The sequence below is a fragment of the Polyangiaceae bacterium genome (assembly GCA_020633205.1).
Classification (GTDB): Bacteria; Myxococcota_A; Polyangia; order Polyangiales; family Polyangiaceae; genus JAHBVY01.
Genome location: JACKEB010000019.1, coordinates 162,078 through 178,848, shown reverse-complemented (window position 1 = coordinate 178,848; position 16,771 = coordinate 162,078). Strand labels below are relative to the sequence as shown.

Sequence of the window (16,771 nt, the reverse complement as noted above, 5' to 3'; positions counted from 1 at the left end):
GAATCCCGGAAAGCGACGCGCCTTGTCAACGACGGCGCGCCCCTGCAGCGTCAGTCTGTCGCCTCAAGTCCACCAGCGCCGCAGGGCGTAGCCTTCGGGCTCGACATTGGTCGCGGTCTCTGCCAGCGCTTCGAAGAGTTCCTCCAGCTCCTGTCGGCGCTCCTTTGGGATGCCCTTCAAGTCCCCGAGGGTGAGCGTGTCGAGGCTGACTCGGTAGTCGGGCCGTGTGGGCGGGATCAGGTAGCCGCTCGCCTTGAGCTCGGGGTGCCGCTGCATCCAGTCGAGGAACAGACCGATTGGCGGCGCCTCGTTCTGGGCGATATCGGGATGCGCAAAGCCCTCGTTCACTAGCTGGGCGAGTTGCCCTGCGTCGATCTCTTCGAAGCGCATCAGGCCGTTCGAGTAATCTCCGCGCGGAAGCTCGAGGATCTCGAGGCGCCTGGCCTCGTCTTGATTGGCTCCCTTGCCCATGCCCATCAGGGCGAGCTGGATGGCTTCTTCCTTCTTGGGTGTGAGGTCCGGATTGGCCTCGAGCAACGCCTGAGCAACGGCCCTGCGGAAATCCTCGTGGGGGTGCTTGTCGAACCAGTTCTCCAGCGCCGGCGCCACCTTGTAACCCAGGCGAGCGGCTGCGTGCTCCAGGGCGAGAGCCGCGCGCCGCAAGAGCGCTTGGCGCTCTGGGCTGCCGCGCAGCGCCTTGCCCCAGTCCTCTTCTTTGGCGTGACTGCGCATGCGCTCCAGCACGTGTTCATCTGCGTTCGGGGCTTCACTGTGCTCCACCGCTTCCCGGAGGATCCCCTGGAGCAGTGGGTCAGCGTCTAGCGACCCGTGGTCGAGATCCAGGAGCACCTGGAAGTCGCTGTCCGAAGGCGAGCGGCCGAGCGCCAGCACCGCGTGGCGCCGCACTTGGCGAGACGGGTCTTTCAGGAGCTCAAGGGCGTGCTTCGCCGTTGACTCCGGATCGACCAGGCTCAAGAGCTCGATGGCGGCAGCTCGCACCTCAGGCGTCGCGGCGGCGATGGCCTGGCGCAACGCTTCTGCGTCGTCGTGGGTCTTGCTGAGCGGCTTACCTTCGATGTCGCTGACCTCATGCTCATGCATGGCCGCGTGCAGTGCCTTGGCGTCCAAGGCGGCCAGGCGCTTCAATAGCTCCTGGTGCAGCGGTTGCTCCTCGAGCGGCAACAAACCTAGACCGCGCCGTTCCGCGAGGAACTCCGCACGGGTGAGATCGGGATCCGAGTCGAGCGCCTTCACGTAGTCCATTACCGAGATGAACGGCAACGCGATCACCTCCGGGCCTAGCGCCTCACCAGCGGGCATCCACGTTGGTGAGGCGAGCCCCGTGCCTTCTCCGATGGGCAAAGCGCAAGCGACCTCCTCCGAGATGGCGATGAACGCCACGAGTCCCTTGCCGCCGTGGCGCTCCGCGAGCCGCAAAGCCGTCGCGAGGTCCTGGCTCAAGTCTTCGGCCATGTCCGGGGTGAAGAAGGCCTGAAGACCGTCCTGCGTAAGCTCGAAGAACGAGGGCGCCTCGAGCTCGCTCTCCAGCGCGGAGAACAACTCGCCGACGTTCTCGAAGGCTCCTTCGCTTTCCCCGCGGATCAAAGGCGTGTCCTCCGGCCAGTCCTGATACTGCGCCGGATCGAGAGACTCCGCGAGCCACGCTGCCTGGTTACTTTCGGGAACTTCGAGACCACCAACGATCACTAGGGGGATCATGGGGGGGAGGGGAACAGAGCGGGGCGGCGGTGACAAGCTGATTAGCAAAGCGCGGCTCCGCACCACAAAACGCCGCGAGGCAGGGCTGTTCGCCCTGCCTCGTCACGGTGCTCCTTGGGAGCCGACTGGCTACGGGAAGATTTCGCGCTCCTCATAGACCTTCTGCAGTCGCTGAAGGGCCACGCCGTAGCACGCCAGTCGCATGCCGCAGTTGTGGACTCGCTCGAACTCCTCCACTCGGCGGTAGGCGTCACGCATGGCGCCCTCGAGACGGGTGTCCACTTCTTCGAGCGTCCACTGTTCGCTGCGCCGGTTCTGTACCCACTCGTAGTAGCTCACCGTGACGCCGCCGGCGTTCGCCAGCACGTCGGGCAGCACCTCGATGCCGCGCTCGCGCAGCACTTGCTCGCCAGCCACGGTGCACGGGCCGTTGGCGCCTTCCGCTACCAGGCGCACGCCGTTCAGCGCGTTGGCCTCCGCGACGTCGACCTGGTTCTCCAACGCGGCAGGTACGAAAATATCCGCCTGGATATTGAAGAACTCTTCACGAGTCACGGCGTGTCCGTTGGGGTAGCCGGCGATGGACCCGTGCTCCGCGACGTACTCTTGCAGGCGGTAAACGTTGAAGCCTTCGGGGTTGTAGAGATAACCCGTGTGATCGCCGACGCCGACGGTGGACACGCCCATGTGGCTCAGCAGCACCGCGGTGTGAGAACCGACGTTGCCGAAGCCTTGGACCAGGAGCTTCTTGCCGTGCAGGTCGAAGCGGTTGCGATCCGCCCAGAAGCGGATGCAATGCACCACGCCTTGGCCGGTGGCCTTGACGCGGCCGTGGGTGCCACCGCTGGTGACCGGCTTGCCGGTGACGACGCCCATCACGGCCTGCTTGCTGACCATGCCCACGGTGTTCATGTACGTGTCCATCGCCCAGGCCATGGTTTGACCGTTGGTGCCCATGTCGGGGGCGGGGATGTCGTAATCGGGGCCGATGTTGCCGCCCAGTGAGTGGAAGAAGCGACGCGTGATGCGCTGTAGTTCCGCACGGCTGACCTGGTAGGGGTTGAACTTGATCCCGCCCTTAGCGCCGCCGAGGGGTAGATCCATGAGCGCGCACTTCCAGGTCATCATCGCGCCCAGCGCCTTGAAGTCGTCGAGGGATGCGTCCTCGTGGTAGCGCATACCGCCCTTATAGGGGCCGAGGATGTTCGAGTGCTGGATGCGGTACCCCTTGAAGAGTCGGTACTCACCGTTGTCCATTTGCACAGGGAAATTGACGATGATCTCGTTCTTCGGCTGGCGCAGGATCGTGCGGATGTAATCCGGCATGTTGATCAGCTTCGCCGCTTCGTCCAGGTAGCCCTGGATCACGCGGAAGAACTGGTGCTTTTCACCGGGCGGTGCGCTGGGACGGCGAGAGGCGCGTTTGGTGGAGGACGATTGCGTGGAAGAAGGGGCTTCCGTCACTGCACTTTGGGTCATGTTGGATTACTCCTGAGCGCATTGCGGTGTTTGCTGGTCGCCTTGTGCGGCGTGCGTTGATGTGATCATTCATCCCGGTGAGGAGTGAATGTGTCCGCAATGTTTCGCGCGGCGAATAGCGCGCGTAACCAGACTTTTCGATGAGTTTCGCTCGGTGTGAAGTCGATTTTTAGGCAACGCGATGCGTTAGCTCGAGTTGCGTAGTTGGGCTGTTCAACGCGACGGCTGCTTTTCCGCGCTCAACGGGATCTGCGTTGTTTCGTGCGCACTTCATCTCGTGTTTGCGTGAAGCAGCAACAGCGCGCTGCGGCATGCAGGGTAGTGCCGCTTCCGTGCGCGCACGCGCTGGTCAAACCTCACACCGGCGCGGTGAAGCTTCCGTCGCATTGCCTCGACTTCCTGTTCCGTCGCTCAACGAACGCTCGGTCGAAGGCGTGGATCTCAAGGCGACGGAAACGGCTGGGCCCACAGCAGGTAGAGGTACATCAGCGGGCTGACCACGAGCACCGCGTCCAGGCGATCCAGAATTCCGCCATGACCTGGAACGATCCACCCGCTGTCCTTGATCCCTGTCGAGCGCTTCAGCAGCGACTCGACCAGATCGCCCATCTGACCCAGCGCCCCAGCAACCAAGGCGACGACCGCGATCTGCCAAGTGGGAAGGCCAGGCACCAAGAGCAGCTGAAACACGACGCCACCGAGCACCGAGCCACAGAGCGAGCCCACGAAACCTTCGCGCGTCTTCTTTGGGCTGACGGCTGGGTAGAGCTTCGTCTTCCCGAGGAAGCGTCCCGCGAAGTAGCCCCCCGTGTCACCCAGCCAAGCGATCGCGAGGATGATGACGACCAGACCCGGTCCGCCCTGAGCGTGATAGTCGCGTTGGATCATCGCAATGGTGGTGAGCAAGCCGCCGACGTAGAGCGGTCCTCCCATGCCGGCCATGATGCGCAGGCCCGCGCTGGGGATCTCGCCGAGGCGCCAGAGTGGGACCAACGCACCCTGCAGCACGATGACGAACATCAGGGTCACCAGCACTCGCGCGTCGCTACCCCAGAAGTAGAGGGTCACGCTGACGGCGGCGGTGGCGATGATCCCGATCGCCTGAGCGACCTTGTCGCCCGGATGGGTCATCCCGAACAGCTCTTGCCCGCCCACCGCGCAGGCGAAACCGACGACGCAGTACCAGACCCAAGTTGGAGCGATGAACATTGCCGCCAGCAGCAGGGGAACCACCACGACCGAGGTCAGAATGCGGACCAGTAGGTTCTTGTTGGCTGCGCTATCGCCCACACTGACTCCTGGGACTTCGCGCCCTCAAAGGCGCAAACACTCAATGTTTCTCCGACTTGGCGCGCCTCGGCGCGGCCCGGAGCGCCGGACGTACCAGCGCGGGGCAGTGTGTACAAGCTTCACGGACTTGCCCGCCCGCCTGCGGATGGGTAGACCCCGGCGGTGGTTTCCTCGCCCGCCGTCCCATTTTCTAGCGCCAAGCAGCCGGTCGCTGGCCCCGCGCTGAAGCTCAAGCGGTGGGCGATTTCCCGCGGCCCCATCGCTGGGCTGATCGTGCTTGGGGCGCTCGTGAGTTCGGCACGCGGTAGCGCGCCTCCGCCGCGGACGCTTCCAGGTGTGGCCGACATGCTCGGGAAGAGCGCGGGGGCCGTCGTGGAACCGAGCGATATCCACTGGGAACCCAGCCGCGGCATGCTGGGGGATTTGCTTTTTGGTCGCCCACTGCTCTTCCTCGGATCCAAGGAAGCGGGCGCGCCGCACGACGTGTATCGCGCCTTCGTTCGAGTGACTCGTGAAGGGCAACCCATTCGCGTCACCCGAGTACGCAACATCACCGACACCGAAGTTGGTGACGACGTCGGGTTGGAGCTTCGCGGTGACAAGGCGGTGTTCGCCACCGTGGCGTTCGGGCAGATCCAGGGAGTGTCCGTGTTGGATACGAAGGGTATCCGCGCGGAAGATAAGCCGCCCAAAGCCCTCAACCGTTTTCTACTGAGCCTGACGTCGTATCAGGACACCGGCAGCTTCGCCGGTATCGGGCGCAGCGACATCTTGTTCGAGATCCCCGCACAGCGCGCGCGCTTGAGCATGGACTCCTCGCTCTTGTCGATCGATCTCGGCGTTGGGGGCAGGAACCTCACCTACGATCTGAACCAGCACAAGCTGGTCGGGGCCGAAGGCGGTCAGGCGTACGCCGCCAAGGCCGTGACCCAGCGCCACTTCGAGAAGCCTTTCATCCTGTGGGCGGTGGATACCGTGCGTGCCGAGGTCGGCCCGGGCCCCATCGCTTGGCTCGAGGACAAGGTCTTCGGCGCGAAGGACACGCTCAAGCGGACGACTTACAACCTGTTCGACAAGCAGGGGGGCCAGTCGGAACTCAAGGTCGAGAACGACAGCCCAGACGAGCAGCCTGTCGCCACCATGCTGGATGACTCGAAGCTCGATGGAGACAAGAGCAGCTGGCCGCCTCCGAGTGTTCCCTCCTTGTGGAAAGAGACCAAGCCAGGCGAGGGCGAGTGGGTGCCGGTGGATGTGCCGTGGCTGGCCAAATCCCCGGGGATCCCCGCGGCGGATGGCGAGAAGCCGCCAGCCTATTTCTACAAGACCTTCGTTCGCCCAGATCCCAAGCGCCCGTACGCCGAGCTGCAGCTGATCGCGATGGACATGCGCCGGCTCGAGCTCAACATGGAGGCTGGCTTCGAAGATCCGAAGCCCCTCACCGGTCCGCCGGGCTCTGGGCGTCTGCCCCGAGAGCCGGAGGTGCTCAAGCGCGTCGTTGGCACGTTCAACGGAGCCTTCAAGACCACCCACGGCAAGTACGGAATGATGGTGCGCAAGCGCGTGCTGCTTCCGCCCATCCCTGGAGGCGCTACGGTGGTCGTGACCGATGATCACCGCGTCGGGTTGGGGAGCTGGCCGCAGACCACTGATATCCCCGCGGATTTAGAGAGCTTCCGTCAGAACCTGGACCCGCTCGTCGAGGATGGCGTAGCAAACCCGACGGGACGCTACATCTGGGGCTGGCAGCTCGCGGGGACTAGCGTGATGACCGAACGCACCGCGCTCTGCGTGACCCCCGCCGGGCACCTCTACTACGGCTGGAGCAACGAGATTGACGGCCCCACGCTCGGCAAGGCGCTGCGCCAGGCTGGGTGCGCCTACGGGATGCACCTGGACATGAACCCGGGGCACTGCGGCTTCGTCTTTACGGACATCGTGGACCTCAAAAAGAAGGAGTTCCAGCTCTCGAAGGCGCACCCCGAAATGGGGATCGCACCGGACAAGTTCGTGCGCTGGTCCGCGAAGGACTTCTTCTACGTGATGCTCCGCGAGCCGACGCCCAACGACCCATCTCAGGTTCGCTGGCAGGCGGCGCCCGGTACCCAACCGTCTCCTACCTGGTGGCCTGGCATTTTCCGAGGAGAAATGTCCTTGGGGTCGCTAGGGGTCGAGCTGTTCAGCTTCGAACCAGGGCGCGTCGCTTGGAGGCTTACCGCGGGTTCGAGCGAGTACGCCTCCCCGGGAGCCGGGCCGAAGCTGCTCGAGCTGACCGGAGACGACAAGCATCGAGTCGTGGCGTCGGTGAGCTTGGGCAATACCACCAGCGCGACATCTCTGGGCCTCGCCTTCGACAGCAAGCCCGCCATCAACTCGAAGTCGGGCTTCGCGACACTGGTGGTGGAAGAGGGCGCCATTCAACTGCTTGGTGACACTCAAGATGTCGAGCCAAGCTCGAAGCGCCATCTCGCGCAGTTGCCGCTCTTGGCTGAGGGCGGCGAGCTCTTGCCCGTCGCGCGAGAGCGCGGGGCAATGCGCAAGCGCGGCGCGATCTGCGTAACTGAGCGTGGTCGTGTCGTCGTTGCCCTGGCTCGGCACGACAGCAGCGATCCGCTAGCCAGCGTCTTGCTGCGTGTGGGCTGCCGTCGAGTGGCTGAACTCGATCGCGGTACGCAGCACCCTGCCTTCGTGCATCGTGCAGGCACAGAAACGCCGCCGCTGGGAGGGTACGAAGCGACGGCGCTGTATGCGTTGGGCATGCCTATGCGTCCCTATGCGTTTCGCTGGAAGGCCAAGGGCGCGACACCCTCGACCAAGCCTTCGAGCTATGACTACCCGCCGCCCAAGGGCGCGCAGTAGTAGTTCGAGCCCCTCAGGCGGCGTCCTGCAGCAGCTCCCGCAGGCGCGCAACTGCGCGAGCATGCAGTTGGCTGATGCGTGGCTCGCTGACGCCTAGCTGCGCGCCTAGATCCTTGAACTTCACCCCACGGAAGTAGTGATCGGTCATGATCTGCTGCTCGCGCTCGGGCAGCTGGGCGATCGCTTTGCGCAGGGTCTTGCTCTCGTCTGCCTTGAGCAGGGCGAGCTCCGCGCTGAAGCGCTCGGGAGTCGCGAGGCAGCGATTCTGTTCACTGTCACTGACCTCGTCGAAGCGCAAGACATTGGGAGCTCCGCGTCCGGTGGGGTGCCGCTCTGCGGCTGCGCGGGCTCGACGCGGCAACCAGTCTTGGGCACGGAGTTCATCGAGTATTGCCCCGCGGATACGCACTCGAACGTACCACTCGAAGTTCCCTTCGATCTGGTCGCCGTGCTTGCGGATCGCGTCCCACAGGCCAGCCATCGCCGCGCCCAGGAGGTCGTCTCGCAGGACGTTCCGCGGCAGCCGGCGCTGAAAGCCGCCGACGATCTGGTTGACCAGGGGCAACAGCTGTTCGAAGAGCTTCTGCTGCTCCGCGGTCGGGCGAAGCGCTCTGGCATTCGACTGACGGCTGGGTGTCAGCGCGCTTTGGTTGCGGAGGCTCGGCTGGGCTTCGCGAACGGAGCTAGACGAGGCACCCGCGCGGGGCTTGCGTTGGCTCCTTACCGGCGCACCGCGCTGCACGCGCCCAGTATTTCGCGCAGTCTTAGCTGCTGTCTTCGTGGTGGTTCTAGTTGGCTGAGTCGTCTCGTTCGGCTGCATGTTGATAACCTCCCGATGAGGCCTACAGCACGCGTCGTGCCAGGTGCCCGCGCAGGCGGATTTCGTCAGCCAATCACGAAAACGGGGGTTAATCCCCGGCGCTTCTCCGCCGTACGTCAGCCCAGGGACAGCTCTCGAGTCAAAGCTTTGACGCCCGCGCCAAGCCGTTGGCGTGGATGCCTATCCGTGCGGATCGCGCGCAGGTCTTGGGGGAGAAGGGAGCGTCGGCGCGCGTGGACGCGGCTCAGAGGTCGAGCGCAATCGACGCTCAGCCGTCGCCCCGCGCGACCTTTCCCTCTGCGGGCTTGCTCTCGCTGTCCGTGTCCTTGGCGGCCTCGGGGGCTGGAGCGGGCGGCGGGGAGTCCGTCGCCGTGGCCTCCGCCGCTGTTGCGTCCGCCGCTGTTGCGGCGGGTGCCTTGTCTCGTCCCGAGTAGCCTTGATGGGCATAGCGAGGGCGCTCCCCTGGACCCGAGTAGTCGATCCAGTACGTGCGGTACTCACGAGCGTCCAAGTGGATGAAGCTCGAGTTGGGATAGTAGCCGACGCCTGCCTTGTTGAACTTGCGAGCGTAGTCCCTCAGCTCTTCGTTTTTGACTCCCTCGATATGAAAGTCCATCGCCTGGCCAAAGTTGTGGCGAGAGTGAGGGGTGAACTGGGCCTTGCGCTTGGGGCGATAGCCGCTGATCACCAGGATTTGCTTTCCGCCAAAATGGTCGCTGACTTCCGCCACCATGCGGATCAATCGAGGTTCGATGTCCGCGCCGGCTCCGGTTCGCCACGAGCGCAGCACCTTGCGAAAGCCCGCCTTGGCAGCCTCGGTCACGTTCCCCTTCTGATCGATCGCGTAGCCGTGCCAGGAGCCCATCAGGCCCTTGATGCGCACATAGCCTCTGCGGCGGGTGGGCTTGTTCTTGGCTACCTTCTGCTTCGTCGACTTTGCACGGGAGGCTCGCTGAGTGCGGGATCGCGTCGACTTGCGTTGGCTCCGCTCCTTGCGCGCCAGCTTGCGCTTGCGTTGTTGCTTCTCTCGTTCGGCGCGCTTGGCTCGCTCGGCCTTCTGGCGTTCGGCGCGCTTGGCTCGCTCGGCTTTCGCGCGCTCGGCCTTGTGTGCGCGCTCTTCCTTCTCACGCTTGGCCTTTTCGGCGGCCTCCGCCTTTTCGCGTTCGGCTCGCTCGGCCTTCTCAATCTCTTCCAGCAGCTTGGGGCGCTGCTTTTCATCAAGGAAACCCCGTGACCGCAGCTTCGCTGCAGCTTTGCCTTCCGGGTCATCAAGGGCTGGGATGATCAGCTCTTGCCCAGGGTGGATCGGCTTCTTGCGGTTGATCCCGTTCGCTGTGCAAAGCCCACCCAGGGGGATGTTCCAACGATGACTGATCATCCCCAGCGTCTGTCCACGTTGGACCTTGTGGACGATGGGGTGCTTCGAGTTGGTGGTGGCCGCGGAGGCTTCACTCGCGCCTATGCAGAGCAAACAAGCGCTGATGAACCAGGCGAAAACAGCTAGAAACGGCTTTGAACTCGAGACGCTCATGCGACCCTTGGGCCTTAGCGTCCATCGCGCGGGTTGGACCAATTTTGGAGCGCGACACGCCATCGATGTCACACGGCGAAGGGCTTGAACGCTGGGTTGTCGAGTCGCGGCGTGATTCAGCGGCCCTCACCCCCAAACCCAAATCGGACCGCGGACGCTTAACGAAGCTCGCTTGGCTTCACGACGTGCGTGCTTAGTGAAGTTCAGTCTGCACGTCTGTGAAGTGCGGAGGAGGCGCACTTTCGTGTCTCCAGCGAACGGCGCTTTCTTGGCGGTCGATCCATGGCAATGCCACACTTTCACAGCAGCTTCCCGCGGTGTGCTGCGAGTGAGGAAAGATGGCTGAAGGAAAGAACCTGGTCGGGGTCGATATCGGAACGAGTTCGATCAAGGTCTGCCAGATCAAGGAGAGTCGAAAGGGTTACGGGCTGGTGCGCCTGGGGTACACCCCGCTGCCTCCCCAGACCATCGTCGACGGGCAGGTGATGGATGCAGGCAACGTCATCGAGGCGCTGCAACGTATCTTCACCGACAACAAGATCCGGCAGAAGGAGTGCGCTCTGAGCGTGTCGGGTCAGAACGTGATCATCCGCAAGATCACGGTGCCCATGATGACCGCCGCGGAGCTCGAGGAGCAGATCCACTGGGAGGCGGAGCAGCACATCCCCTTCGACATCAAGGATGTCCAGGTGGATTACCAGGTGCTGCGGCGTCGCCCTGAGGCGAGCCAAATGGACTTGTTGCTGGTGGCTGCCAAGCGGGAGCAGATCCTCGACTATGCGCAGTTGGCGCGGGACGCGAAGCTGAAGCCCGTGGTCTGCGACATCGACGCCTTCAGCGTGCAGAACCTGTTCGAGGTCTCTCGCGGCTTGCCAGGTGATCAGACCATCGCGTTGATCAACGTGGGTGCGAGCCTCTCTTCGCTCAACATCATCGCCGGCGGCGTCTCAGCATTCACTCGTGAGATCGCCAACGGCGGGAACGTGATCACCGAGGAAATCCAGAAGCAGATGGGCGTGCCCTTCGACCAAGCCGAGGCCTACAAGTGCGGCGGCGTGGACGGTACGGCGACGCCTGACGGCGGCATCCTGCCGCAGCAGGTGGTGCAGGTGATCGAAGCCGTCAGCGACACCATCGCCGCCGAAATCCAGCGTTCCCTCGACTTCTTCATGGCGACGAGCGGTGAAGGGGAAATCAGTCGCATCTTCGTGACTGGGGGCACCGCGAACCTCGCCGCCTTGGGCCAAGCCATCGAGAACCGGTCTCGGGTGCCGGTCGAGGTTTGGTCTCCCCTGGAGCGCGTTTCGATCGAAGATCGCTCCATCAACGGGGGCATGTTGCAGGCTCGGGCCGCGCAGCTCTCCGTGGCCTTGGGCCTGACCCTTCGTAAGGAGAAGGAGAGCCGTCCGTCATGATTCGGATCAACCTATTACCCCAGAAGCGCCGCGCCGAGCAGCGCGAGGGAAGTCAGCTATGGCTCGTAGCTGGCTTGCTGCTGGTGGTGATCGAAGCCGTGAGCTTGTTCGTCTTCCATAGCTTCAAGGTCCAAGAGCTAGAGGCGAAGGAGCGGCAAAACCGCGAGCTTCAGACGCAGATCGACGCGTCGAAGGCGAAGGTCGCGAACCATGGCAACGTCAAGACGCAGCTCGCAACCTTGCGCGCCCGAGAAGACGCCATCTCCAAGCTACAGAGCGCGCGCTCCGGTCCGACGGCGATGCTGCTCGAGCTTGCGCGCATCCTGACCCCTGGGCGCGGACCCAGCGTCGACCCGGACAAGCTGAATCAATTGCGGCGCACGAACCCGCTCGCGGTCTTCAACCCGAGCTGGGACGCCAGGCGGCTGTGGCTCACGAAGTTCGTCGAAGAGCAGCGCAACGTGCGCCTCGAGGGCTTCGCTCGCGACGGCGAAGACGTCTCCGAGCTCGCCAAGCGCATGAATCTGTCGAGCTACTTCTACGATGTGAAGCTCTTGCCGGCGAAGAAGCAGATCGACACGGCGACCAAGCTCGAACTGGTGCAGTTCCAGCTCGAAGCAAAGGTGAGGTACTGACATGGCTCGCGGTGAATCTGCACTCTCGCGCCTCTCTCTGGCGGCCAAGGTCATCATCGTCAGCGTCGTCATGCTCGCAGGCGCAGCGGTCTACTTCGCCTTGTTCCACACCGAGGTGAACAGCCGCATTCAGGCGGCAGGTAACAAGGAGACCAAGCTCCTCGATGAGCTCAAAACCGCGCGGAAAAATGAGTTCGCCTATCAGAAGGATCTCCAAGAACTCACGGAGCGCCAGCAACGGCAGCGCGAGCTGAACAAGGTGTTGCCCCAGACCACGGAGTATCCGTCGTTCTTGAGCGCGCTGCAGAGCGTCGCCAACGTCTCAGGCATCTCCCTCACGGCGTGGAGCCCGGAGCCCGAGGTACCGGAACAGTTCTACGCTCGGGTGCCGATGAAGATCGAGATCAGTGGGCGGTATCACCAGCTCGCGAAGTTCTTCTACCAAGTTGGCCAGCTAGACCGGATCATCAATATTGAGAACATCTCGGTGACCGAACCAAAAAAAGACGGCGATGACTTCTTCATCAAGGTCGTCGCTCTAGCCACGGCGTTCAAAGCGGCGGAAAACGCGACGGCAGGTGAGCCCGGCAAGCCTGGCGGTCGGCCAAAGAAAGGGTCTCCGTGATGGCACCCCGAATCGCTCCCTCGCAATGCCCGCGCGCCAGTCGCGCGCTGTGGGTCCTTGGGCTCGCCGCCTTCGGCCTGGCCGGAGTCGCGTGTGAGGAGAAGGTCATGCAGTCCACGACCCAAGCCGCTCCAGTGGACAGCCTAGCGTCCGCCTCCGCGGGGCCGGGCGAAGATGCTGGGCCGCCCAAGGTCGAGTTCCAAGAGGCCGACTTCAGCGAGACGGAACGCAGCCGAGACCCGTTCCGCTCCTTCGCGGGCATGTTCGCCGAAGAGTCAAAGACCACCGTTCGCTCTCAGCGAGAGGTCATGCTCGATCAGTTCTCGATCGATGAGCTCAAGCTGATCGGCCTCGTGACCCGCATCAACCCTGCAAAGGCGATGTTGGTTGACCCAACGGGTAAGGGGCACGTGGTGCAACGGGGCCAGTTCATCGGTCGCGCGGAGCGAGTTCAAGCTGGGACCTCTGGAGCCGAGTACGAGATCAACTGGCGGGTCGACCGAATCCGCGAGGAAGACATCGTGCTCGTGCGCGAAGACCCGACTCACCCGGATGTGCCCAGCGCGACCCGCGTGATCCCGCTCAGGCCAGAGAACATCCAGACCTCCAACTGAGCTCGAATCGCCGTTTCTTCGCGCCTCTCGGGGGTGAGACGTTGTGCCGACGACCCGCCGTGCTGACTGGCCGCGGCTCGTCGACGCGTTCGGCGCGATCTGGGGTCCATTGCCCCCGCTCTGGCGGTCGCTGCGACAATCGGCACGAATGTTCCCCCGGTAATTTGTTCGGTTGAGCGCCAGCACGTTACGGTTTCCAGCGATAACCCGGCTTCACTCTGGAGTCGGATGATTCGAACCGGAGCGGATCTGATGAGGCTCAACTCAGCGAGCAACCACCAATCGAAATCGCCAAAGGGCGCTTCCGCGAGGTTCATGCACCGGCTGGTGCGGGCCTCTGGGTTGTGCGCGCTTGGTGCGACCTTGCTCTTGGCGAGCCCCGACGCCTCGGCTGCAGGGCTAAAGCACGCAACCAGCGTGCGAGTTACGGGTTCGAAGGCCAAGGGGGAGGCCCAAGTCGTGGTCGCCTTCGACCGCGAACCCACCTACTCCGCGCGACTTGGCGCGGGCGGGAAGCGACTGATCGTCGACATTCCTGGCGCGGACGTCCGAGGTGCGCCCGGAGCGGTGACCCAGCGACGCGGTGTCGTGGGCGGTGTGCTGACCCAGAGCTTCGGCAAGGGCCAGGACAAGGTGGTCCGCGTTCTCGTGACCTTGACCGAGGAGGCGAAGTACTCCGTACGCGTCGAGGGCAAGCGCCTGGTGATGAACTTCGCGCCGGGCAAGAGCGGGGTGCTCGAGCGTGCACCGGAAGAGCGTGAGGCGCCGAAGGCTGCCCCTGAGCTCGCCCAGGTGCGAGACATTCGCTTCCGTCACGAGTCGCTCAAAGACGAAGTCGTGATTCGGGTGAGTGGCGATGCCGAGTTCCGCCAGACCAGCAGCAAGGGCAAGAACACCTTGGTGATCCAGGGCGCGAAGCTGCCTGAAGGCTTGCAGCGTCGCCTGGACACCTCCGCGTTCAACGGCTTGGTCTCGTCGGTCTCGAGCTACGCCTCCGGCAAGGACAAGCACACGGTAGTCCTGGAGGTCGATGCCGACCCCAAGGCCACCGGCGACGTCACCCGTCGCGGAGACTCGATCGTTTGGAGCTTCTACGAGCCGGGCAAGTTGCCCTCGAGCATGACCGGCGTGGCTCGGGACGGCGGAGCCGCGCGGAAATCTCGCACGCTGCACGTCGACACGCTGACCGAGGGCTTGCCGCAGATCGGTACCGACTTCAACGAGCTCGCGGACGACGACGCGGCACCCGTTGAGCAGGCGGAAGACGCCGACCAGGCCGGGGCATTCACGCCCGCGCTGGCAGGCCAAGAGCGCCGCACGGCGTTCCGCGGTCGCCGCATCGACCTCGATCTGAAAGACGCGGACGTTCACGATGCATTGCGCCTGTTGGCCGACGTGGGTCGCGTCAACGTAGTCGTGGCGGACAACGTGAGCGGCACCGTCACGATCCGCATGCGCAACGTGCCTTGGGACCAAGCCATGAGCGTGGTCCTCCAAGCCAAGAGCTTGGGCATGGTGCGTCAGGGCAACATGATTCGCGTCGCACCTCTCGCCGATCTCGAGAAGGAGCGCGACATGGAGATCCAGCGTCGCATCCAAATGGCGAAGCTGGAGCCCCTCGAGACGCGCCTCATTCCCGTGAGCTACGCGGAGGCGAGTGAGCTCCAAGCGCGAGCCAGGGATCTGCTCTCGGAGCGCGGCAGCATCGCGGTGGACGAGCGCACCAACGTGATGATCGTGCGCGATGTCGCGGGCAACCTGAACCAGATCGAGGAGCTCACGCGGTCCCTCGACACCCAGACGCCCCAAGTGTTGGTGGAGGCGCGCATCGTGGAAGCCACGAGCCGCTACCTGCGCGACGTCGGTATCCAGTGGGGTGGTGATGGCACCTTCTCCGCTGCTACCGGCAACCCGACGGGTCTGGCGTTCCCGAACCGTGTTGGCGTCGTTGGTGGTGCTAGCGACACCGACACACCCACCGCAGGCTTGTCGCCCTTCCAGCGCAACGTTCAGAACCCGAACTTCGCGGTCAACCTGCCGGCGACGGTCGGTACCGGCACTGGTGGCGCGCTTGGTCTGACCTTCGGGTCGATCGACAACACCATCAACCTGGCAGTGCGCCTCTCGGCAGCTGAGTCGAGCGGTATGCTGCGCATCCTCTCGAGTCCGCGCATCCTCACCTTGGATAACCGCGAAGCACGCATCAGCCAGGGGACGTTGATTCCGTTCTCCCAGATCAGCGCTCAGGGTGTGCAGACGACCTTCCAGGAAGCCAAGCTGCAGCTGCTGGTGAAGCCTCACGTTACCGCCGATGGCAGCGTGAGCATGCACGTGAAGATCAACCGCGATGAGCCCGACTTCAACCAGACTTCGCCCCGCGGCGATCCGACCATCCTCAAGCGCGAGGCGGAAACGGATCTCTTGGTGATGGATGGCCACACGGCCGTGATCGGCGGTATCTTCACCCGCAACACCGGTCGCAACCTGGACCAGGTGCCCTTCTTCGGCGACATCCCGCTCATCGGTCTGCTCTTCCAGCGTCGCCGAGCGAGTGATACCCGAGGCGAGCTGGTCATCTTCCTCACCCCCCGCATCGTGAACCGCGCGGAAGCGCTCGGACGCTGAGCGGAAACCAAGCAACTAACGCGCCGCGAGAGCCAACGCTCGAGCGGCGCATCGGCGTTTTGTTTATGGAAACGAGCACTTCGGTCCGCGAACATGTCAGCCCACCGAAGGGACTGTAACGAGCACACCTACACTGGCTGCAGTCATGTTCCCCAAAGCGTCTCCGCTGGCCGTTACCGCGCTGAAACAAAGCAGAGCGCCAACAAGCAAACAACGCGCGAACAAAGCAAACAACGCGCGCCTGCAACAATCTCGAGGGTTTGTTGGGGGGGAGAGGTCCAGCGTAGCGGTGGCCTACGCGGCCTCACAGCTACGCACACGGTTCACGAAGCGCGGGGCGTCAGCCCTGAACACCTGAGCTAGCTTGCGATCGGTCGTCCGGCCCGTCAGAATAATGACAGTATGGCGCACGCTCGGCACCCCACCGTACGCGTTCGCGCTGTGGTGATCCCACACGCGGCACGTCGCAGCGATCCCCCTCCGAAGGCTAACCAGAGCACTCAGCACATGGCCGCCGTGACTCAGGAGGAAGCGGATGCGTACCGCATCCTGCTCGAGTCGGAGCGCCGCCTGAAGGTCGAGCGCGAGTTCGAAGCGCTCAGCGACGGCTGGATAGACGACTAAGCTGTTCCCCTGATGCTCGATCGGGGGCGGCGCGAGTTATTTCCTCGAGGCAATGAGCGAAGCAAGCAGAGCTGCTCACTTCGGAAAGCAGGCGGCGAACTGGCGTAGCGCCTTTACATCCCCGCGGATACGGATGGCGCGGGTTGCGAGGAGCCACCACAGGGCCTTCTCACCTGCTAGGTAGCCGAGCCAGGCGCTGGAGGTTGCGTCGACCAGCGTGTTTGGCGAGCCTTGGAGGCCGCTCTCGACGCTGAGCTTGGCGTTTTGGATGCGCACGCTGGCTTCGTGGGTCGCTTCGCCTTCGCCCAGGCGAAAGTGCAACAGCAGATCAAGGTCCTTCGCGAGCCCGCGTTGGAAGCCGATGGGCAGGGAGCGGAAGAAGCCTTGGGCCTTGCGGGCGCGGAGGCCGCTCTGTACGAAGCGCGGGGTTTTGTGCGGGAAGCGCTTGGCGACGTGAGCTGCGGCGTCGGAGTGGCGCATCACATAGACCGGCTCTTCTCGCTTGGTCAGGGGCTCCAGCACCGGTAAGCGTACCCAC

The 16,771-nt window shown here is 63.9% G+C and carries 13 protein-coding genes; 7 read left to right on the top strand and 6 right to left on the bottom strand.

Translation table 11 applies throughout. The annotated features are described in order from the left end of the window. Positions 1-63: 63 nt before the first annotated feature. The 3 genes from H6718_30510 to H6718_30500 all read right to left on the bottom strand — a co-directional run bounded on the left by H6718_30510 (position 64) and on the right by H6718_30500 (position 4,488). The gene (locus H6718_30510; GenBank protein MCB9589787.1) at positions 64-1,719 is read right to left on the bottom strand and encodes a HEAT repeat domain-containing protein; all 1,656 of its coding nucleotides are present in this window, start codon (positions 1,717-1,719) and stop codon (positions 64-66) included. A gap of 129 nt (positions 1,720-1,848) precedes the next feature. Next, complete coding sequence (locus H6718_30505; protein ID MCB9589786.1) at positions 1,849-3,198, bottom strand: Glu/Leu/Phe/Val dehydrogenase; 1,350 nt, start codon at positions 3,196-3,198, stop codon at positions 1,849-1,851. Between the two features lie 441 nt (positions 3,199-3,639). Continuing rightward, complete coding sequence (locus H6718_30500; GenBank protein MCB9589785.1) at positions 3,640-4,488, bottom strand: phosphatidate cytidylyltransferase; 849 nt, start codon at positions 4,486-4,488, stop codon at positions 3,640-3,642. A gap of 162 nt (positions 4,489-4,650) precedes the next feature. Here H6718_30500 and H6718_30495 point away from each other — a divergent pair, with 162 nt between their 5' ends. Then, the gene (locus tag H6718_30495; protein MCB9589784.1) at positions 4,651-7,344 is read left to right on the top strand and encodes a hypothetical protein; all 2,694 of its coding nucleotides are present in this window, start codon (positions 4,651-4,653) and stop codon (positions 7,342-7,344) included. Positions 7,345-7,357: 13 nt separating this feature from the next. Here H6718_30495 and H6718_30490 read toward each other — a convergent pair whose 3' ends face one another. After that, entirely contained in the window at positions 7,358-8,164 is an 807-nt protein-coding gene (locus H6718_30490; GenBank protein ID MCB9589783.1) for a sigma-70 family RNA polymerase sigma factor, read from the bottom strand. A gap of 268 nt (positions 8,165-8,432) precedes the next feature. Beyond that, on the bottom strand, positions 8,433-9,695 hold the full coding sequence (locus tag H6718_30485) for a DUF882 domain-containing protein (GenBank protein ID MCB9589782.1): 1,263 nt from the start codon (positions 9,693-9,695) through the stop codon (positions 8,433-8,435). Positions 9,696-10,033: 338 nt separating this feature from the next. On the opposite strand from H6718_30485, the gene pilM reads away from it, so the two are divergent. The 6 genes from pilM (at position 10,034) to H6718_30455 (ending at position 16,233) form a co-directional block, all read left to right on the top strand. After that, positions 10,034-11,110, top strand: coding sequence for a type IV pilus assembly protein PilM (gene pilM / locus H6718_30480; protein MCB9589781.1), 1,077 nt, complete (start codon positions 10,034-10,036; stop codon positions 11,108-11,110). Continuing rightward, positions 11,107-11,745: a PilN domain-containing protein gene (locus tag H6718_30475; GenBank protein ID MCB9589780.1), complete on the top strand. Its 639-nt coding sequence runs from the start codon at positions 11,107-11,109 to the stop codon at positions 11,743-11,745. The genes pilM and H6718_30475 overlap by 4 nt, the downstream gene beginning before the upstream one ends. 1 nt (position 11,746) lies before the next feature. Then, a complete protein-coding gene (pilO, locus tag H6718_30470; GenBank protein MCB9589779.1) occupies positions 11,747-12,370 on the top strand; it encodes a type 4a pilus biogenesis protein PilO in 624 nt (207 codons plus the stop codon). After that, positions 12,370-12,984 carry a pilus assembly protein PilP gene (locus H6718_30465; protein MCB9589778.1) on the top strand — a complete coding sequence of 205 codons (615 nt, stop codon included), beginning with the start codon at positions 12,370-12,372 and terminating at the stop codon, positions 12,982-12,984. Before pilO ends, H6718_30465 begins: the two co-directional genes overlap by 1 nt. Positions 12,985-13,299: 315 nt before the next feature. Continuing rightward, the gene (pilQ, locus tag H6718_30460; protein MCB9589777.1) at positions 13,300-15,609 is read left to right on the top strand and encodes a type IV pilus secretin PilQ; all 2,310 of its coding nucleotides are present in this window, start codon (positions 13,300-13,302) and stop codon (positions 15,607-15,609) included. Positions 15,610-16,011: 402 nt separating this feature from the next. Further along, the gene (locus H6718_30455) at positions 16,012-16,233 is read left to right on the top strand and encodes a hypothetical protein (protein MCB9589776.1); all 222 of its coding nucleotides are present in this window, start codon (positions 16,012-16,014) and stop codon (positions 16,231-16,233) included. 75 nt (positions 16,234-16,308) lie between these two features. Here the strand turns inward: H6718_30455 and H6718_30450 are convergent, their stop codons facing one another. Further along, on the bottom strand, positions 16,309-16,755 hold the full coding sequence (locus H6718_30450) for an SCP2 sterol-binding domain-containing protein (GenBank protein ID MCB9589775.1): 447 nt from the start codon (positions 16,753-16,755) through the stop codon (positions 16,309-16,311). Positions 16,756-16,771: the final 16 nt, after the last annotated feature.